The sequence below is a fragment of the Actinomadura rifamycini DSM 43936 genome, from assembly GCF_000425065.1.
Lineage (GTDB): Bacteria > Actinomycetota > Actinomycetes > Streptosporangiales > Streptosporangiaceae > Spirillospora > Spirillospora rifamycini.
The window spans coordinates 356,253-374,980 of the sequence record NZ_KE384301.1; the positions used below are offsets into that span (position 1 = coordinate 356,253).

18 protein-coding genes and 1 tRNA gene are annotated in these 18,728 nt (G+C 75.0%); 9 read left to right on the forward strand and 10 right to left on the reverse strand.

Annotated elements, in window-relative coordinates; all coding sequences use genetic code 11:
* Positions 1-83: 83 nt before the first annotated feature.
* Both H505_RS0138450 and H505_RS0138455 read left to right on the forward strand, forming a co-directional pair.
* The gene (locus H505_RS0138450; protein WP_034521876.1) at positions 84-878 is read left to right on the forward strand and encodes a class II aldolase/adducin family protein; all 795 of its coding nucleotides are present in this window, start codon (positions 84-86) and stop codon (positions 876-878) included.
* Positions 879-993: 115 nt separating this feature from the next.
* Positions 994-2,043: a Gfo/Idh/MocA family oxidoreductase gene (locus tag H505_RS0138455; protein WP_034521878.1), complete on the forward strand. Its 1,050-nt coding sequence runs from the start codon at positions 994-996 to the stop codon at positions 2,041-2,043.
* A gap of 38 nt (positions 2,044-2,081) precedes the next feature.
* On the opposite strand, the gene H505_RS0138460 is transcribed toward H505_RS0138455, so the two are convergent.
* From H505_RS0138460 to H505_RS0138490, 7 genes are all read right to left on the reverse strand, one after another.
* Positions 2,082-3,119, reverse strand: coding sequence for a coiled-coil domain-containing protein (locus H505_RS0138460; protein ID WP_125614506.1), 1,038 nt, complete (start codon positions 3,117-3,119; stop codon positions 2,082-2,084).
* Between the two features lie 161 nt (positions 3,120-3,280).
* The gene (locus H505_RS0138465; protein ID WP_026406218.1) at positions 3,281-3,721 is read right to left on the reverse strand and encodes an HNH endonuclease; all 441 of its coding nucleotides are present in this window, start codon (positions 3,719-3,721) and stop codon (positions 3,281-3,283) included.
* A gap of 24 nt (positions 3,722-3,745) precedes the next feature.
* Positions 3,746-3,817 (reverse strand) — tRNA-Asn (locus H505_RS0138470).
* Positions 3,818-3,912: 95 nt separating this feature from the next.
* On the reverse strand, positions 3,913-4,923 hold the full coding sequence (locus tag H505_RS0138475; RefSeq protein WP_026406219.1) for a GNAT family N-acetyltransferase: 1,011 nt from the start codon (positions 4,921-4,923) through the stop codon (positions 3,913-3,915).
* Positions 4,924-5,015: 92 nt separating this feature from the next.
* Positions 5,016-5,996 (reverse strand): methylmalonyl Co-A mutase-associated GTPase MeaB, encoded by a 981-nt coding sequence (meaB, locus tag H505_RS0138480; RefSeq protein ID WP_026406220.1) that lies wholly within the window; start codon positions 5,994-5,996, stop codon positions 5,016-5,018.
* The gene (scpA, locus tag H505_RS0138485; protein WP_157433278.1) at positions 5,993-8,224 is read right to left on the reverse strand and encodes a methylmalonyl-CoA mutase; all 2,232 of its coding nucleotides are present in this window, start codon (positions 8,222-8,224) and stop codon (positions 5,993-5,995) included. Before scpA ends, meaB begins: the two co-directional genes overlap by 4 nt.
* Entirely contained in the window at positions 8,224-10,044 is a 1,821-nt protein-coding gene (locus H505_RS0138490) for a methylmalonyl-CoA mutase subunit beta (RefSeq protein WP_026406222.1), read from the reverse strand. Before H505_RS0138490 ends, scpA begins: the two co-directional genes overlap by 1 nt.
* Before the next feature lie 133 nt (positions 10,045-10,177).
* Between H505_RS0138490 and H505_RS0138495 the strand changes: the two genes are divergently transcribed.
* The 5 genes from H505_RS0138495 (at position 10,178) to H505_RS47055 (ending at position 14,311) form a co-directional block, all read left to right on the forward strand.
* Positions 10,178-11,356, forward strand: coding sequence for an acyl-CoA dehydrogenase family protein (locus tag H505_RS0138495; protein ID WP_026406223.1), 1,179 nt, complete (start codon positions 10,178-10,180; stop codon positions 11,354-11,356).
* 140 nt (positions 11,357-11,496) lie between these two features.
* Positions 11,497-11,706 carry an HGxxPAAW family protein gene (locus H505_RS0138500; protein WP_026406224.1) on the forward strand — a complete coding sequence of 70 codons (210 nt, stop codon included), beginning with the start codon at positions 11,497-11,499 and terminating at the stop codon, positions 11,704-11,706.
* A 2-nt stretch (positions 11,707-11,708) separates the two neighbouring features.
* Entirely contained in the window at positions 11,709-11,891 is a 183-nt protein-coding gene (locus H505_RS0138505) for a hypothetical protein (protein ID WP_026406225.1), read from the forward strand.
* Between the two features lie 122 nt (positions 11,892-12,013).
* Complete coding sequence (locus H505_RS47050) at positions 12,014-13,135, forward strand: carboxylate-amine ligase (RefSeq protein ID WP_034521881.1); 1,122 nt, start codon at positions 12,014-12,016, stop codon at positions 13,133-13,135.
* Positions 13,136-13,312: 177 nt separating this feature from the next.
* Entirely contained in the window at positions 13,313-14,311 is a 999-nt protein-coding gene (locus tag H505_RS47055) for a sensor histidine kinase (protein WP_084551335.1), read from the forward strand.
* Positions 14,312-14,339: 28 nt separating this feature from the next.
* Here H505_RS47055 and H505_RS0138520 read toward each other — a convergent pair whose 3' ends face one another.
* Both H505_RS0138520 and H505_RS47060 read right to left on the reverse strand, forming a co-directional pair.
* Positions 14,340-15,251, reverse strand: a complete 912-nt coding sequence (locus H505_RS0138520; RefSeq protein ID WP_026406226.1) for a phosphotransferase — start codon at positions 15,249-15,251, stop codon at positions 14,340-14,342.
* Positions 15,252-15,261: 10 nt separating this feature from the next.
* Positions 15,262-16,197 carry a DMT family transporter gene (locus tag H505_RS47060; protein WP_233617583.1) on the reverse strand — a complete coding sequence of 312 codons (936 nt, stop codon included), beginning with the start codon at positions 16,195-16,197 and terminating at the stop codon, positions 15,262-15,264.
* A gap of 80 nt (positions 16,198-16,277) precedes the next feature.
* Here H505_RS47060 and H505_RS0138530 point away from each other — a divergent pair, with 80 nt between their 5' ends.
* Entirely contained in the window at positions 16,278-17,186 is a 909-nt protein-coding gene (locus tag H505_RS0138530; protein ID WP_034521883.1) for a LysR family transcriptional regulator, read from the forward strand.
* Positions 17,187-17,212: 26 nt separating this feature from the next.
* Here the strand turns inward: H505_RS0138530 and H505_RS47065 are convergent, their stop codons facing one another.
* The gene (locus H505_RS47065) at positions 17,213-17,758 is read right to left on the reverse strand and encodes a hypothetical protein (RefSeq protein WP_051301627.1); all 546 of its coding nucleotides are present in this window, start codon (positions 17,756-17,758) and stop codon (positions 17,213-17,215) included.
* Between the two features lie 237 nt (positions 17,759-17,995).
* Here H505_RS47065 and H505_RS0138540 point away from each other — a divergent pair, with 237 nt between their 5' ends.
* Complete coding sequence (locus H505_RS0138540; protein ID WP_026406228.1) at positions 17,996-18,454, forward strand: hypothetical protein; 459 nt, start codon at positions 17,996-17,998, stop codon at positions 18,452-18,454.
* Positions 18,455-18,728 lie beyond the last annotated feature (274 nt).

The following is an 18,728-nucleotide window of genomic DNA, read 5'->3' on the forward strand; positions in this document are numbered from 1 at the left end:
ACCGGGGTTGGGCGGCGCGGATCTAGCCGGACGGCGGCCGGGTGGTGTTCGGTGGAGGCAGCCGAGCACCCGAGGAGCGACCGATGGCCGAGGACGAAGAGTTCCTGGAGAAGCTGCCGACCGACCTGATCTTCCGGCTGCCGCCGAACTTCGACAGCGTCGAGGACGAGCGCCGGCACCGCAAGGAGCGGCTGGCCGCCGCGCTGCGGATCTTCGGCAAGTTCGGCTTCGAGGAGGGCGTGGCCGGGCACATCACCGCGCGCGACCCCGAGCGCACCGACCACTTCTGGGTGAACCCGTTCGGGATGTCCTTCAAGCACATCAAGGTCAGCGACCTGATCCTGGTGAACCACGAGGGCAAGGTCGTCGAGGGCCGCTACCCGGTGAACGAGGCGGCGTTCGCGATCCACTCGCAGGTGCACCAGGCCCGGCCGGACGTGGTGGCCGCCGCGCACAGCCACTCGACGTACGGGCGGGCGATGTCGGCGCTCGGCCGCAAGCTGGAGCCGATCACGCAGGACGTGTGCGCGTTCTACCAGGACCACGGCCTGTTCGACGACTACACCGGCGTCGTCACCGACCTGGAGGAGGGCAAGCGGATCGCCGCCGCCCTCGGCGGGCACAAGGCCGTCATCCTGCGCAACCACGGCCTGCTGACGGTCGGCGACACCGTGGACGCCGCCGCCTGGTGGTTCATCACGATGGAGCGGTCCTGCCAGGTGCAGCTGCTCGCGCAGGCCGCGGGCCCGGTCGTCCCGATCGAGCACGACAACGCCGTCCTCACCCACGAGCAGATCGGCAACGACCTGGTCGGCTGGATCAACTACCAGCCGCTGTACGACCAGATCACCCGCGAGCAGCCCGACCTGTTCGACTGACGCCGCCCCGGGGGGGTCCTCGCCGCGTCCGGTGCGCGGGCGGAATGCCGTGCGCCGCAGGCCAGGGCCCACCCCGCCGCCGGTCGGCCCGGGCGGCATCGGCCATGATCGTGGCATGGACCTGCGTGTTGCCTTGATCGGATACGGCACCGGGGGCGCGGTCTTCCACGCCCCGCTCATCTCGTCCGTCCCCGGGATGCGCCTGGCGGCGGTCGTGACCGGGGACCCCGAGCGGCGCAAGGCCGTCGAGGAGCGGTACCCGGACGCGCGGGTCCTCGACCACGCCGACCGGCTGTGGGAGGTGTCGGGGGCCTACGACCTGGTGGTGGTCGCGGCGCCGAACCGGTACCACGTCGCCCTCGCCCGGACGGCGCTGACGTCGGGCGTCCCGGTCGTCGTGGACAAGCCGGCGGCGGCCACCGCCGCCGACGCCCGCTCCCTCGCCGCGCTCAGCGCCGTCCGGGGCCTGCCGGTCGTCCCGTTCCACAACCGCCGCTGGGACGGCGACTTCCTGACCGCGCAGCGCCTCGTCGGGTCGGGGGCGCTCGGCGACGTGCTGCGCTTCGAGTCGCGGTTCGAGCGGTGGCGGCCGACGATCAAGCCCGGGTGGAAGGAGAGCGCCGACCCGCGGGACGCTGGCGGCATCCTGTACGACCTGGGCTCGCACCTGATCGACCAGGCGGTCGCGCTGTTCGGGCGCCCGGTCCGGGTGCACGCGGAGATCGACGTCCGGCGGAGCGGCGCGACGGCCCCCGACGACGTGTTCGTCGCCCTCGAGCACCGCGGCGGCACCCGGTCGCACCTGTGGGCGAGCGCGACCGCCGCGCAGCTCGGCCCGCGGTTCCGCGTCCTCGGGTCGCGCGCCGCGTACACCGTCCACGGCATGGACGTGCAGGAGGACGCGCTCCGCGCCGGGCTCGTCCCGAACGATCCGGGCTACGGCATCGCCCCGCCCGAGTCGTACGGCCGCGTCGGCGTCCCGGGCGACGAGCGGCCCGAGCCGACCGCGCCGGGCGCCTACCACGACTTCTACGCCGCCGTGGCGCGCACGCTGCGGGACGGTGCTCCCCCGCCGGTCGACCTCGCCGACGCGATCACCGGCCTGGAGGTCATCGAGGCGGCGCTGCTGTCCGCCCGCGACCGCGCGACGGTGCCGCTGGACTGAGCGCGTCCCCGGGCACGGCCGTCACGGCGCGTCCGGCGTCACAGGACGGAGACGTGGACGTGGTCGTAGTGGTTCTGGGTGACGCTGCCGCGGTCTTCCATCTGGCTCCAGCCGCCGCCGCTGCGCGAGTCCCAGATGCGCTGCTTCCAGATGATGTACTTGATGCCGAGACGGCTCGCGTTGTCGATGAGGTACTGGGCGACCTGGTCGCCGTGGGCGCTGGCCGACGAGCTCGGCATCTGGCCGCCGGTGCTCTCCATGAAGTCGCAGGCGTGCCCGGACCCGTGGTCCTGCGGGTCGCCGGGGCGCATGCAGCCGATCGTGGGGAACGGCCCGAACTTGCCGTCGACCTCCTGGAGGACGGTGCGCATGCGCGCGGTCATCGAGTTGCCGGTGACGGGCGACTTGGTGCCGGACGCCCCGTCCGGCCGGGCCGACCCGGAACCGGAGCCCGACGAAGCCGACGCGGTGGGCGTCTCGGGCTTGTACTTCGCGAGCAGCTTCTTGACGCGCTCGCGCTGGCTCTCGAGCTTCTCGATCTCCTTCTCGACCTTCTCGAGCTTCGCCTCCGCCTTCTCGCGGGCCTGCTCGGCCTGCGCGTCCAGCGCCCGCAGCGCCTGGACGCGGCGGCCGTTGTTGCGGCTGATGTGCTCGAGGCCGCTCGCGGCGCGCAGCGCGGCCTGCGGATCGCCGTCGGTGACGATCGGGATCGACTCGTAGCGCCCGGTCATGTAGGCGGTGGAGGCGATCGCGGCGACGGACGAGCGGGCCCGGTCGTAGTCGCCGGAGGCGCGCTCGGCGGCCGAGCGCGCCTTCTCGGCGCCCTTCTCGGCGTCTTCGAGGGTGACCAGCCCGCCGCGGTACTCCTTGGAGAGCTTGTCGGCGCGCTTCTTCAGCTCGGCGTACTTGGCCGCCGGATCCTTGGGGGCGCGGGGGACGGCGGCGGCGCGGGCGGACGGGACGGCCGTCACGCCCAGCGCGAGCGCGAGCGCCAGCGCGCCGGTCCGCGCGCGCCGAGCCGTCGGGCGTCCGCCGGCAGGACGCTCCGTGCCGCCGGAGGGAACGAGGGCCGCCACAGATCACTCCTAGATAACACGCCTCAAGATTGGCGGCACGCTACCACATACGACCATTTTGTCTCAGTTGATGCGAAAATTACATAGCGTAACGAAAGGTGTACGGTATCCGGGGTGCGGGCCGGGGCGCGCGGCCCCGGCCCGGAGCGGGAAGCCCGGCGTCACAGGCCCATGAGCTCCTCCCAGCGCGGCACGCGGGGGGTGCCGCGCAGCCGGAGGCCGGCCTCGGCCGGCGTCCGGTTCCCCTTGCGGTTGTTGCACTTCCCACACGCCAGGACGGTGTTCTCCCACGTGTCCCCGCCGCCGCGCGACTGCGGGTGGACGTGGTCGACGGTGTCGCCGCGGCGCCCGCAGTACGCGCAGCGGCCGCGATCGCGCAGGTGGACGCCGCGCTTGCTCCACGGCGGGCGGCGGCCGTGGCGCCAGCGCATCGCGACGTACCGGACGAGGCGCAGGACGCGCGGGACGGGGAACGCGCCGATCGTCCGGCCCTCCTCGACCTCCTCGACGACCGCCACCTCGCGCACCAGCATGCGGATGGCGTGCCGCAGGTCGACCTTCTGTAACGGCTCGTACGTCGCGTTCAGGACGAGCACGTGCATGCGACACCTCCCCTGCCCCTGCCGCTTCCCCGCCAGGATTCGAACCTGGAGCATCCGCATTAACGGTGCGGCGTTCTGCCGTTGAACTACGAGGAAAAGGTCCGGCAATTCTGCTGACTTCCGGGCATTTCCCGGAAGCCGCTATCAGCCTGCCGATTCCCGGCGGGGCGGGCAACGCATTTTCCGGCCGTTCAGGACGGAAGGTCGGCCGCCGCGGCCTGGTACTCCATGGACTCGCGCTCCACCCGGAAGCCCAGTTCCTCGTTCACCGCGATCATGTGGACGTTGTCGCCGGCGTTGTCGGTCTCGATCTCGCGGACCTCGGGACGCTCGGCGGCGAGCCAGCGCAGCATCTCCGCCTTCACCCAGATGCCGATCCGGCGGCCGCGGTGCTCGGGCACCACCGCGGTGTCGTACTGCATGGCGCGGCCCGCCGCCCCGGCCGGGACGACCGTCTCGGTGAAACCCGCGATCGACGCGCCGTCGCCGGTGAGGGCCGCGACGGTGTACAGGTCGTCGCCGCGCTTGGCGACCAGTTCGGCCATCTCGCGGACGCGCGCGGCGTCCCAGGGGGCGCCCTCGTACTCGGCGAGGTCGGCCATCGCGGTCTTGGCGCGGGCGAGCGCGGCGGCCCGCCCGTCCGGGACGACGCCGCGCCAGCGGACGAGCCGGTACCCCGGGGGCCCGTCCGCGACCAGGCGGGCGACGCGCTCCGCCGGGAGCCCGTCGAGGTCGAGCACCATGCCGCGCAGCGTCAGTACGCACTCGAAGCCGTGCGACTCCAGGAACGGGACGGCCGGGGTGCCCGCGAGCACCTGCGCGATCACGCTTGTGCGGCCGTCGGCGCGCAGGCCCGCGGCGGCCGCCCGCAGCAGCCGCCGGCCGAGGCCGCGGCGGCGGTGCTCGGGCCGCACCCGGATGTCGATCTCTCCCGGCCGTCCGGTCCCCGGATCGCCGGGCAGCAGCAGGGCGGCCACGGCGGCGAGGCCGCCGTCCGGGCCGCCGCCGGCCGCGGGGTCCCCGGCGGGCACCGCCCAGAGCCGCTGCCGGCCCGCGGGGACGCCGCCCAGCAGCCGCGCGGCCGTGTGGGCGGGCTCGGGCGCGGGCTCGGCCGCCGGATCGTCGGCGTGCACGGCGGCCAGCACCCCGTGCCACTGCCTGATCTGCGCGTCCGTCGGGTCGTCGAGCGCGATGACGTCCATCCGACTGTTGTACCGGATCGGAGCCCGCCGGACCCGGGCCCTCGTGACAACGCGTGGTTTCGGACGCACGCGCGGTCCCCGGCGGCCGGACCTCAGCGGCCCCGCGCGAACGCCTCCAGGATGCGGTCGGCGGCCAGCGCGGGGGTGAGCGCGCCATCCGCGACCTCCCGCTCCACCTCGGGGGCGATTGTGCGGACGTCCGGATCGGCGTGCAGGTCGGCGAGGAGCCGGTCGCGGACCATCGCCCACGCCCAGCCGACGAGCTGGCGGCGCCGCCGGGCGTCCAGTTCGCCGCTCTCGCGGAGGGCGTCCTGATGGGCGGTGATCTCGTCCCACACCCGCTCGAGGCCGGTGCCCTCGCGGGCGCTGCAGGTGAGGACGGGGATGTCGCGGGCGTGCTCGTCGCCGCGCAGCATCCGCAGGGCGCCCGACAGCTCCCGCGCGGCCCGCTTCGCCTCGATCTTGTGGTCGCCGTCGGCCTTGTTCACCGCGATGACGTCGGCCAGCTCGAGGACGCCCTTCTTGATGCCCTGGAGCTGGTCGCCGGTGCGGGCGAGCGTCAGGAACAGGAACGCGTCGACCATCTCAGACACGGCCGTCTCGGACTGCCCGACCCCCACCGTCTCCACGAGGACGACGTCGTACCCGGCGGCCTCCATCACGACCATCGCCTCGCGGGTGGCCTTGGCGACGCCGCCGAGCGTGCCGGCGGTCGGCGACGGCCGGATGAAGGCGTTCTCGTCGGCGGAGAGCCGCTGCATGCGGGTCTTGTCGCCGAGGATGCTGCCGCCGGTCCGGGTGGACGACGGGTCGACGGCCAGTACGGCGACCCGGTGCCCGCGCCCGGTGAGCAGGGTGCCGAGCGCGTCGATGAACGTGGACTTGCCGACCCCCGGCACGCCGGTGATGCCGACGCGCCGGGCGCCGCCGGCGTGCGGGGTCAGCTCCACCAGCAGCCGCTGCGCGAGCGCGCGGTGGTCGGGGCGGGCCGACTCGACGAGCGTGATGGCCCGCGCGATCCACGCGCGCGAACCGTCCCGCACCCCGGCGACGTAGTCCTCCAGGGGCCTCACCGGTCGCCGTTCTCCCCCGCCTTCTCGTGGCCCAGCCGCGCCGCCAGCTCGTCCAGCAGGCCCTGCGCGGCGTCGGCGAGGACGGTCCCCGGCGGGAAGATCGCGGACGCTCCGGCGGCGCGCAGCTCGTCGAAGTCCTGCGGCGGGATCACCCCGCCGACGACGATCATGACGTCCTCGGCGCCGAGCGCGGCCAGCTCCTCGCGCAGCGCGGGCACCAGCGTGAGGTGGCCGGCCGCGAGCGAGTTGACGCCGACGATGTGCACGTCGGCCTCCACCGCCTGCCGGGCGACCTCGGCGGGGGTCTGGAACAGCGGGCCCACGTCGACGTCGAAGCCGAGGTCGGCGAACCCGGTCGCGATCACCTTCTGGCCGCGGTCGTGGCCGTCCTGCCCCATCTTGGCGACCAGGATGCGCGGGCGGCGCCCCTCGGCCTCCTCGAAGGCGGCGGTCGCGGCGCGCGCCCGCTCGATGCCCTCGGCGGGCCCTGCCTCGTCGCGGTACACACCGGAGATCGTACGGATCTGCGCGGCGTGCCGCCCCCACGCCCGCTCCAGGGCGTCGGAGATCTCGCCGACGGTCGCCTTGGCGCGGGCGGCGTCGATCGCGAGGGTGAGCAGGTTGTGCTCCAGCCCGGACGGGCGGTTCCCGTTCGTCGCCGCGTCGGCGGCGGCGGTCAGCGCCGCGAGGGCCGACCCGACCGCGGCGTCGTCCCGCTCCTCGCGGAGCCGCCGCAGCTTGTCGAGCTGCTGCGCCCGGACGGACGCGTTGTCGACCTTGAGGACCTCGATCTGCTCCTCGGCGTCCGCGCGGTACTTGTTGACGCCGATGACGGGCTGCCGCCCGGAGTCGATGCGGGCCTGGGTGCGGGCCGCGGCCTCCTCGATGCGCAGCTTCGGCAGCCCCTCGTCGATCGCCTTCGCCATGCCGCCGGCCTCTTCGACCTCGGCGATGTGGCCCCAGGCGCGGCGGGCGAGGTCGTAGGTGAGCCGCTCGACGTAGGCGCTGCCGCCCCAGGGGTCGATGGCGCGGGTCGTCCCGGACTCCTGCTGCAGCAGCAGCTGCGTGTTGCGGGCGATGCGGGCGGAGAAGTCGGTCGGCAGCGCGAGTGCCTCGTCCAGCGCGTTGGTGTGCAGCGACTGGGTGTGGCCCTGCGTGGCGGCCATCGCCTCGATGCAGGTGCGGGCGACGTTGTTGTAGACGTCCTGCGCGGTCAGCGACCAGCCGGACGTCTGCGAGTGCGTCCGCAGCGACAGCGACTTCGGGTTCTTCGGATCGAAGCCCCTGACGAGCTTCGCCCACAGCAGCCGCGCGGCGCGGAGCTTCGCGACCTCCATGAAGAAGTTCATGCCGATCGCCCAGAAGAACGACAGCCGCGGCGCGAACGCGTCGATGTCGAGGCCCGCCTCGCGCCCGGCGCGGATGTACTCGACGCCGTCCGCGAGGGTGTAGGCGAGCTCCAGGTCGGCCGTGGCCCCGGCCTCCTGGATGTGGTAGCCGGAGATCGAGATCGAGTTGTACTTCGGCATCCGCTGCGAGGTGTACTCGAAGATGTCGGAGATGATCCGCATCGACGGCTGCGGCGGGTAGATGTAGGTGTTGCGGACCATGAACTCCTTGAGGATGTCGTTCTGGATGGTCCCCGCGAGGGCCTCCGGCTTCACCCCCTGCTCCTCGGCCGCGGCGATGTAGAGCGCCAGCACCGGCAGCACGGCGCCGTTCATCGTCATCGACACGCTCATCCGGTCGAGCGGGATGCCGTCGAAGAGCTGCCGCATGTCGTAGATCGAGTCGATCGCGACCCCGGCCATGCCGACGTCCCCGGCCACGCGCGGGTGGTCGGAGTCGTAGCCGCGGTGGGTGGCGAGGTCGAACGCGACCGACAGGCCCTTCTGCCCCGCGGCGAGGTTGCGCCGGTAGAAGGCGTTGGACTCCTCCGCGGTGGAGAACCCGGCGTACTGGCGGATCGTCCACGGCTGCGTCGCGTACATGGCGGGGTAGGGGCCGCGCAGGTACGGCGCGATGCCGGGGAGGGTGCCCAGGAAGTCGACGCCGCCGAGGTCGTCCGCGGTGTAGAGCGGCAGGACGTCGACGCCCTCCGGGGTGTCCCACGTCTGCGCCTCGGGCTCCTTGCCGGTGGCCTCGGCGACGGCCGCGCGCCACCGGGCGGCGGCGCCGGCCGCGGGCGGCGGCGTCCCGAGCTCGATGTCGCTGAAGTCGGGGATCATCACTTCACTCCCAGATCGTGGAGGGTCGTCTCCAGCACCTCGACCGCGTCGCATCCGGCGAACACGTTGGCGTCCACGCCCTCGTACGTTCCCTTGCCCGCGAGCCAGACCCGCTTCGCGCCCGCGTCCCTCAGCGTGCGGGCGGCGTCCGCGGCCCGCTCGGCGTACACCTTGTCGCTGGAGCAGACGCACGCGACCGGCGCGCCGGACGCGGCGAACTCCTCGGGCGGCCCGGCCACGGTCTCGACGCCGCCGGCCTGGAACAGGTTCGCGGCGAAGGACGCGCGGGCGGTGTGGACGGCGACCGGCCCGAGCGTCGCGAGGAACACCGCGGGACGGGCGCCGGTCGCGTCGGCGTGCGCGTCGGAGCGGTCGCGGAGGGCCTCGAAGTCCTGCGCGTACGTCACGACGGGCAGCCCGCCGCCGGGACGGGCCGGCGCGGGCTCCCGCTCGGGGAGCCGCTCGGCGAGGTTCGGGAACTCGCTGACGCCGGTGAGCGGCGCGGTGCGCCGGGCGATGTCCTTGCGGCGCCGCTCCCACGTCGCGGCGATGCGGCCGGCGACGAGCCCGGACTCGAGGGCGGCGGCGAGGCCGCCGGCCCGCTCGATCTCGGTGAAGCGGTCCCAGGCGGCCTGCGCGATGTCCTCGGTGAGGCGCTCGGCGTACCAGGAGCCGCCCGCCGGGTCGACGACGCGGGCCAGGCTCGACTCCTCCAGCAGCAGCGTCTGCGTGTTGCGGGCGATGCGCCGGGCGAAGTCGTCCGGCAGGCCGAGGCGCGCGTCGAACGGCAGGACCGTGACGGCGTCGGCGCCGCCGACCCCGGCGGCGAACGCGGCGACGGTGGTGCGCAGCATGTTCACCCACGGGTCGCGGCGCGTCATCATCGCCGCGGACGTCACCGCGTGGATCCGCGCGGACGTCCCCTCCGCCGCGCCGCTCGCCTCGGCGACGCGGGTCCACAGGCGGCGCGCGGCGCGGAGCTTGGCGATGGAGGAGAACTGGTCGGCGTTGGCGGCGAGCCGGAACTCGATCTGCGCGAACGCCTCGTCCACGCCGAGCCCGGCGTCGGTGAGGGCCCGCAGGTAGGCGACTCCGGCGGCGACGGCGGCGCCCAGCTCCTCGGCGTCCGAGCCGCCCGCGTCGTGGTACGGGGTGCCGTCGGCGACGACCGCGCGCAGCCGCGGGAACTCGCGGGCGCAGCGGGCGGCGAGCGCGGCGGCGGCGCCGAGCGGCCGGGCCGTGCCGGTGCGGGCGGCGAGGCCGAGCGGGTCGAGCCCGAGGTTCCCGGCGACGGCGTCGGCGTCGCCGCGCTCCGCCGCCAGCGCGAGGAACGCCTCGGCGGCGTCGGCTGCCTGCTCCCCCGCGTCCAGCACGACGGGCGCGAGCCCGAGCAGGACGCCGCGCAGCGCCTCGGGCAGCGCGGCGACGGGCGGGCCCGCCTCGCCGAGCCGCAGCCAGATCGAGGTCGCGCCGTTCTCCAGGTCGGCGAGGATCGCCTCCCGGGTGACCGCCGGGTCGGGGTGGTCGTGCCGCTGCCGTACGTCCCAGCCCGCGAGGCCCTCGCCGTCGGGCCGCACCTCGCGGACGTACGGGGCGAGCCCCGGGCGTCCGGCGGGGGCGTCCTCGGCGGTGTACAGGGCGCCGATCGGGACGCCGTCGTACGACTCGCGGGTCAGCAGACCCTCGATCTCCTCAGGGGGCGTGTCGTCGGTCGCCGCGCCGGACTTGCGCAGCACCCCCTTCACCATCTCCCGCCACCGGTCCCGCTCGGCCGGGGGGAAGGCGGCGGCCAGTTCGAGTTCTTCAGGCGGCACCGTCATGCCCTGGATGGTAAGCGAGCGCATACCGGGCGTTCGCGGGCGGGGTCCCGGTGGCCGGGAGACCCGTCCGCGGGCGCGCGCCGGACGCCCGGCGGCTCAGGTTAGGAGCCCGGCCACCGGGAAGGTGGCCCGCATGACCTTGGATTCCCTTCCCGGTGACCTCTATCGCATGCAGGACCTCCTCGACGAGCGCGAGCAGGAGATCGTCGGGCGGGTGCGGGCCTTCCTGGAGGAGAAGGTCGCGCCGATCGCGAACGACTGCTGGGCCCGCGCGGAGTTCCCGTTCGACCTGATCCCCGGGTACGCCGAGCTGGGCGTCGCCGGCCTGCCCTACGAGGAGTGCCCCGGGGAGCGGCCCAGCAGCCTGCTGACCGGGTTCCTCGCGATGGACATGGCCCGCGTCGACCCGTCCATGGCCACGTTCTTCGGCGTCCACTCGGGGCTGGCGATGGGCAGCATCGGCCGGTGCGGGTCGCCGGAGCAGCGCGCCCGGTGGCTGCCCGCGATGGGGCGGATGGAGAAGATCGGGGCGTTCGCGCTGACCGAGCCGGAGGGCGGGTCGGACGTCGCACTGGGCCTGCGGACGACCGCGCGCCGCGACGGGGACCACTGGATCCTGAACGGCGCCAAGCGGTGGATCGGCAACGCCACGTTCGCGGACCTGACCGTCGTGTGGGCGCGCGACGCCGACGACGGGCAGGTGAAGGGGTTCGTGGTCGGCAAGGACACGCCGGGGTTCACCGCCACCCGCATCGAGAACAAGATCGCGCTGCGGACGGTGCAGAACGCCGACATCGTGCTCGAGGACTGCCGGGTGCCCGAGGAGGACCGGCTGGTGGACGCCCGCACGTTCCGCGACACCGCCGCCGTGCTGCGCCGGACGCGCAGCGGCGTCGCGTGGCAGGCGGTCGGGGTGATGCTCGCGGCGTACGAGATCGCCCGCCGCTACGCGGTCGAGCGGGAGCAGTTCGGCCGGGTGATCGCCGAGTTCCAGCTCGTCCAGGACCTGCTGGTGCGGATGCTGGGCAACGCGACGGCCTCCCTCGGCATGGTCGTGCGGCTCGCGCAGCTCCAGGACGCGGGCCTGTACCGCGACGAGCACTCGGCCCTCGCGAAGGCGTACTGCACCACCCGGATGCGGGAGGCGGTCGGCTGGGCGCGGGAGCTGATGGCGGGCAACGGCATCGTCCTGGACTACGGCATCGGGCGGTTCGTCGCCGACGCCGAGGCGCTGTACTCCTACGAGGGCACCCGGGAGATCAACACGCTGATCGTCGGCCGCGCGGCGACCGGCCACGGCGCCTTCGTGTGAGGGGCTCGTGTGAGGGGCTCGTGTGACGGCTCGCGGGGCGGTACGGGCACCCCGGAAACGCCGGTGCGGAGGGTCGTTGCTAGAGTTCGGCCACGTAGATCGAATCCCCACCGGAACCTGCTAGAGGGAAGACAACGCGCATGTCGAGCGGCAGCCACGCCGGGCGCCCGAAGTCCTGGGTCGCCGTCAGCATCATCTTCATCGGTTTCGCCATCGGCGGCGCGGGGCTCGTCATGGGGCCGAGCTGGGTGGTCTTCGGCGCCGGGGCCGCGGTGGTCGCCCTCGGCGGAGTGGTCGCCCTCGCCGTCGACATCATGAGCGACGTCGTCGTCGACGATCCCCGGGCGTAGCGGTGTTCGGCCGTCCGCCGCTCGAGGAGCGGATCGCCGCCCGGCAGCGTGAACTCGGCCCGCTGAAGCAGGGCAAGTACTTCCCGCACGGCCCGGCGAAGATGCTGTTCATCGTGAGCCTGGGCATCGTTGTGATCACGCACCTCGCGGCTCTCGCGGTCCTGTGGGTCGACTCGGGGCCCTGACACACCGAAAAGGCACGTGCCAAGCCGCCGTCCGTCACGTAACGTCGAAGTGATGTGCCGTCGCGGTGACGCGGCTGTGACGTGACAGGCGGCCCGCGGCGCGCACGAGCCGAGGTGGGGGAATGGCGCCGCGTTTCGGAATCGAGGAAGAGTACTTCGTCGTCGATCCCGGCACGCGCGAGGTCGTCCCCCGCGCCGCCGACGTGGTGCGCCGCGCCGCGGCGACTTTGGGCGAGCGGGCGTCCACCGAGCTGGTCGGGTTCCTCGCCGAGGCCAAGACCCCGCCCTGCGACGACTTGGTGAAGCTCGAGGAGCAGGTCCGGCAGATGCGGGCCGCGATGGCGGACGCCGCCGCGGCGGAGGGGCTGCGGCTCGCCGCGACCGGCACGCCGGTGCTGGGCGACCTCGTGCCGGCGCCGATCACCGCGGGCGCCCGGTACGCCGAGAGCGTCGCGACCTACCGCGGTTTGGACGACGAGCAGAGCATCTGCTCGTGCCACGTGCACGTCGAGATGCCCGACCGGGAGCGCGCGGTCCTCGTCGGCAACCACCTGCGGCCCTGGCTGCCGACGCTGCTGGCGCTGGCGGCCAACTCGCCGTTCTGGGCGGGCCGCGACACCGGGCACGCCTGCTGGCGGGCGCTGACGTGGGCGCGCTGGCCGGTGGCCGGGCCCCCGCCCTACTTCGCGTCGCTGTCCCACTACGAGGAGCTGGTCGCGTCCCTCCTGGAGTGCGGCGCGCTCATGGACACCGGGACGATCTTCTGGGACGTCCGGCCGTCCGCGCGGCTCCCGACGGTGGAGGTGCGGGTCGCCGACGTGGCGCTGACGGCGGCGGACGCGGCGGCGCTCGCCGGGCTGATCCGGGCGCTGGTGGAGACGGCCGCCGCCGCCGTCGACGCGGGCGATCCGGCGCCCGCCCCGCCGCAGGAGATGCTGCGCGCCGCGTACTGGCTGGCGGCCCGCGACGGGACCGCGGGGACGGGCCTGGACGTGCGGACCGGGCGTCCCGCGGCGCAGCGCGACCTGGCCGCCGCCCTGCTCGCCCGCGCGGCGCCCGCGCTGCGCGACAGCGGCGACGCGGACAGCGTCGCGCGCGGGGTCGGGCGGCTGCTGGCCGGCGGGACGGGCGCCGAGCGGCAGCGCGCCGCGCACCGCAGGCGGGACCGGCTGACGGACGTCGTGGACGCCGCGCTGCTGCCGGAGCCGGCGGAGGCGACAGCGCGCTTCCGGCAGGTAACGTAGCGGAAATGATGCGAAACCTCCCGTTTTTGCGTTTCGCTGCGGGGTAACCGTTAGGTGAACGGCGTTCACCGAGTCAGGGGGCAGATCATCGACGGGGGCCATACCGAACCGCCGCCGCAGGGCGCGTACGCTCGGGCCGATGGACGAGATGGGGGCGCCGTGCGGGGCGGCGACGCGATGAGCTCCGCGGACACGGGTTTCACGGGCACGGGTTTCACGGGCACGGCGGCGACGGACCGCGGCGCGGACGCCGACGCGTTCGTCCACCCCGCCCTGTTCTACGGGAGCGACGAGGAGTACCTCGCGGGGACCGTGCCGTTCGTCCGGGACGGCGTCGCGGAGGGCGAGCCCGTCGCCGTGGCGGTGCCGGGCGAGAAGCTGGCGACGCTGCGGGACGCTCTCGGCGGCGACGCCCCGGGCGCCGCGGCGGCGTCCGTCACCTGGCTCGACATGACCGAGGCGGGGCGCAACCCGGGACGGATCATCCCCGGTGTGCTGCGCGACTTCGCCGACCGGCACCGGGCCGCGCGGGTGCGGATCATCGGCGAACCGATCTGGCCGGGCCGGTCGGAGACCGAGTACCCGGCCTGCGCCCAGCACGAGGCGCTGATCAACCTCGCGTTCGCGGGACGGCGCGTGACGATACTGTGCCCGTACGACGCGACCCGGCTGGACGACCGCGCGCTCGCCGACGCCCGCGCCACGCACCCGGTGCTCATCGACGCGGACGGCGAGCGCGAGAGCGGCGACTACGCGCCGGACCGGATCGTCAGCGACTACAACCGGCCGCTGCCGCCGCCCGCCGAGGCGTACCGCATCGACTTCGATCTCGACGCGCTGCCGATGGTCCGGGAGTTCGCGTGGGCCTGGGCGACGCGGCTCGGCCTCGCCCCGGACGCGGCGGGCGACATGGAGCTGGCCGTCAACGAGCTGGCCGCGAACTCCTGCCTGCACGGCGGCGGGACGGGCACCGCGCGGATCTGGGCCGAGGACGGCCGGGTCGTCTGCGAGGTGCGGGACGCCGGGACGATCGCCGATCCGCTCGCCGGGCGGATCCCGGTGGAGATGAGCCCGCACGGCGGCCGCGGGATTCTGCTCGTCAACCACCTCGCCGACCTGGTGCGCGTGCACACCGGCCCGGACGGCACCGCGATCCGCGTCTACATGCGCACCTGACCGCACCCGGCGGCGCCGGGGCGGCGGCTCAGTGCGCGAGCGCCCGCCCGATCCCGGCGAGCGACTCCGCCAGCAGCGCCGCGAGCCCTTCGGACGCGGCGTACTCGGCGAGCGCGGCGGCGATGAACAGCGCCAGCACCCGCGCCGCCCGCTCCCGGTCCGGCGGCACGGGCCCGTAGGCGTCCAGGAACGCGGCACGGTCGCCGCCGGTGAACGCGGCGTACGCCAGGGACAGGTCCACGGCCGGGTCGGCGCGGCAGACGTCGCCCCAGTCGATCACGCCCGCGGCCTCCCCCGCGGGCCCGACCAGGACGTGCCGGACGTGCAGGTCGCCGTGCACGATCACGGGCTCCCCGGCGGGCGGTGCGGCGTCGCGGGCAGCGTCCAGGAAGCCGCGGACGGCGGCGTCCGGCTCCCACAGGCCGAGCGCGGCGAGCCGGGCCAGCCGCTCGGCGGCCGCCGCGGCCCGGTGGGCGGGATCGCTCCGCCGGAGCGGGTCCACGGGCAGTCCGGCGCCCGCGGCAGGGACGAGCGCGGGGTCGTGCAGCGCCCGCAGGAAGCCGCCGACGGCGGCGGCGATCCCCGCGCGCCGCCCGTCCGGCGGCCGGACCTCGGCGAGCTCCCGCCCCGGGAGGAGCCGCGCGCCGAAGAACGGCCAGGGGAACCCGCCGCCGGGCCCGCCCACGTAGCGCGGCACGGGGATCGGCAGCGGCAGGCGGGGTGCCAGCGCGGGGAGCGTCGCGATCTCGCGCTCGACGCCCGGCACGGCGATCTTCCGGCGCGGGAACCGGAACGCCCAGTCGCCGCCGACGCGGAACACCGTGTTGTCCCAGCCGGTCGCGAGCGGCTCGACCGGCGCGCCGCGCAGCTCGGGGAACCGCTCCCCCACGAGCGCCGCCGCGGCGCCGGACGTGATCTCGTGCTCCGCCGCCCACTCCATGGGCCCGACGTTAGCGCGCGGGCCGCGCGGCGGCCGCCCGTTCCGTCCCGGCGGGGACCGCGGGCACCGCGTCCTGCGGCGGCGGGGGCTCGCGGCGCCCGGCCAGCCGGACGGCGGCGACGACCAGGGCACAGCCGGCGAGCTGGGCCGGCGCGGGCCGCTCGGCCAGCACCGCGGCGCCGAGCAGCACGGCGAGCACCGGCTGGAGGAGCAGCAGCGCCCCGCCGACCTCGGCGCGCAGCCGCGGCAGCCCGGCGTTGATCAGCAGCCAGCCGCAGACCTGGCCGGTCACCGCCAGCGCGGCCAGCCAGCCGAACGCGGCCCAGCCGGGGGCGAGGTCGACGCCGTGCCAGGGGGCGCCGACCGCGACGGACGCGGCGCCCGCGCCGAGCGTCGCGAGCAGCACGGGCCGCGCCCGGTGGGGCTCGTGCCGCCCGGCGACGCGCGTCAGGAACAGGTATCCGCCGTAGGCGACCCCGGCGCCGACACCGTAGAGCGCCCCGCGCACCGGGTCGGCGGCGCGGGGCCCCTGGTCGGCGAGGCCGGCCGCGAGAGCGACGCCCGCGAGCATGACCGGGAGCGCCGCCGCGAACGCCCGCGACGGGCGCTCGCGGAACGCGGCCAGCGCGAGCAGCGGCACCACCACGACCTGCACGTTGACGAGGACGGTCGCGATGCCCGCGCCGACGCCCTCGATGGCCGCGCCCCACAGGACCAGGTCCGCGCCGAGCAGGAGCCCGGCGGCGACGTGCGCCGCCCCGCCGCGCCCCGGGCCCGCCCGCCGCCGCTCCCACCGGACGAGCGGGACCAGCAGCGGCACGGCGAGCGCGCAGCGGAAGAACGCGGCCGTCGCGGCGGATACGCCGGAAAGCCCGACGAAGATCGCGGAGGCGGAGATGAAGGCGGCGCCGGCGATCACCTGGAGCCGCGGGTCGGTCCTTCGCACGCGCTCCACGCTCCCGCAGCGCAACATTTAGCACAAGCAACGCTTTTTAAGTCCAAATCGGTAGCATTCCTACCGTGACGATGAACATCGAACGGCTGCGGGCCCTGCACGCGGTTTCGGTCCACGGCACGATCGCGGCCGCCGCCGAGTCCCTGCACGTGACGCCGTCCGGGGTGTCGCAGCAGCTCGCGAAGCTGGAGCGGGAGACCGGGCACCGGCTGCTCGAGCCGCGGGGCCGCGGCGTCCGGCTCACCGGCGCCGGGCACGTCCTGGCCGGGCACGCCGCGCGGGTGCTGGCCCAGCTCGCGGCCGCCCGCGCGGAGCTGGACGGGCTGCGCGAGGACGCGGTCGGGCCCGTACGGCTCGGCTCGTTCGTCACCGCGGCCCGCGCGGTGCTGCCGCAGGCGCTCGCCGCGCTGCGGGAGCGCCACCCGCGCCTGTCGCCCACCCTGGACGAGGGCGAGGCCGAGACCGTCCTGCCCGCCCTGGACCGCGGGGACATCGACGTCGCGGTGGTGGAGAGCTGGGACACGCTGCCGACGCCGCTGCCCGCCGCGGTGTCGCGGCTGCTCCTGGCGTCGGACGTCATCGACCTCGCGCTCCCCGCCGGGCATCCGCTCGCCCGGCGGCGGACGGTCGACCTGGCCGAGCTGGGCGGGCTGCGGTGGGCGGCGTGGACGGCGGGCGGCACCTGCGAGCGGCAGCTGCTGCACACGCTGCGCGAGCACGGCGCCGACCCGGAGATCGTCTGCAACGTCGCCGACTACTCCACGCAGCTCGCGTTCGTGGCGGCCGGCCTGGCCGCCGCGCTGGTCCCCCGGCTCGGCCGCGACCCCGTCCCCGCCGGGGTGCGGATGCTCGCCACCCGCCCGGCCGTCCGCCGCGCGATCTACGTGGTCTGGCGGACGGACGCCGACCGGCCGGCGGTGCGGGCGTGCGTCGAGGCGCTGCGCGCGGTGGCGGAGCGCCTCGCCGACGAACCGGGCTGAGCCCGCGGTGCCGCTCGGGGCCGGGGTCAGGGGCGGCGGTCGGGGCGGCGCGGCCAGGGCATTCGGCCGCGCGGCTTGAAGATCGACAGGCCGGTGGCCGCCAGCAGCATGGCGAGCTGGACGGCGACCACCGCGACCTCCCGCCACCTGCGCGCGGTGTCCGGAAGGGTCCCGGCGGCCGCCGCCTCCGCCAGCGCCTCGGGCTGCCCCAGCAGGGCCCCGAACAGGATCACCACGACCAGCAGCAGCAGTTTCGCGAACACCCACCGGTGCCGCAGCACCCCCCACTTGCTGCCCAGGCCGAGCGCGATCCCGGTGGCCAGCGCGATGAAGCTCAGCGGGATCCCGCCGCTCATCACCAGCACGGGCATCAGCCGGTACGCGGGCTCGACCAGCGCGGCGTCCGCCGTCACCGTCGCCGCGAGGTTGAGCATGACGAGCGCCCACACCTCGCCGACCAGCCCCACGGAGGCGAGGACGTGCACCAGCAGCAGCGTCTTGCGGACGGCCGGACGCGGCCGCCACGCACGTCCCGCGGGGCTCCTCCCCGGGACGGCTTCCTGTACCGACATCTCGCGACTCCTCACTCTCGGTGCGACCCTGCGATGGTGCGAGGCCGGCACGGGGGCCGTCGTCGGATGCGCGGATGCTCCGGGAGTCCGCCGCCGGGAGCAGAGCGCCCGGGCCGGGCTGCGCCCGGCGGGGTAGCGGGCCGGCGATGCCGAAAATTGACCGCGCCTCCGGGTGCCCGTGGGAATCGGCGGGAATGACAGGGTGCGCCCGGACTCACCTGATCCTTGTGGGGAACGATGCGTTTTCTTGCTCGCGCGCACCAGATGCCGGCCCGCGTGGTCGTGGGCGCGTTCATCCTGAACTCGGGGCTGTCGAAGCTGAAGGGCGACCCGGGGACCGCGGACTACATCCACGGCACGGCGAAGACGGCGTACCCCTTCCTGGCGTCGAAGGACCCGCACAAGTTCACCCGCATGCTGGGGACGGCCGAGGCGGCGCTCGGCGCCGCGCTGATGGCGCCGTTCGTCCCGACCGCGCTCGCGGGCGCCGCGCTCACCGCGTTCGCGGGCGGCCTGACCGGCCTCTACCTGCGGCTGCCCGGGATGCACGAGAAGGGGAGCATCCGCCCCACCCAGGACGGCATCCCGCTCGCGAAGGACACGTGGCTGGCCGGGATCGGCGCGACGCTCGTGCTCGAGGAGCTGAGCCGGGCCGCCGAGGAGAGCCGCGGGCGCCGCGGGCGCTGCCGCCGCTGAGCCCCGGCCGGGGGCGCCGCCCCGGCGGGGCCTATGGTGAGATGCGCCATACGGGCGGGCGGCAGACGGCGAATTTCGACAACCCTTCACACCGCCGGTCAACTCGCTGTCATGGCCGGAAGCGGCCAATCCGGTGGAACCCTCCGCTCACAGCCGCGCAGCGCTCGTCCCTTCTCCGCGACCGCCTCTACCTGCGGCGCCGCACTCGTCTCTCCCGGCCCGCCGCACCGCCGCACAAACGCGCGTGACCCGATCCGGACACCCGGCGCGGGCG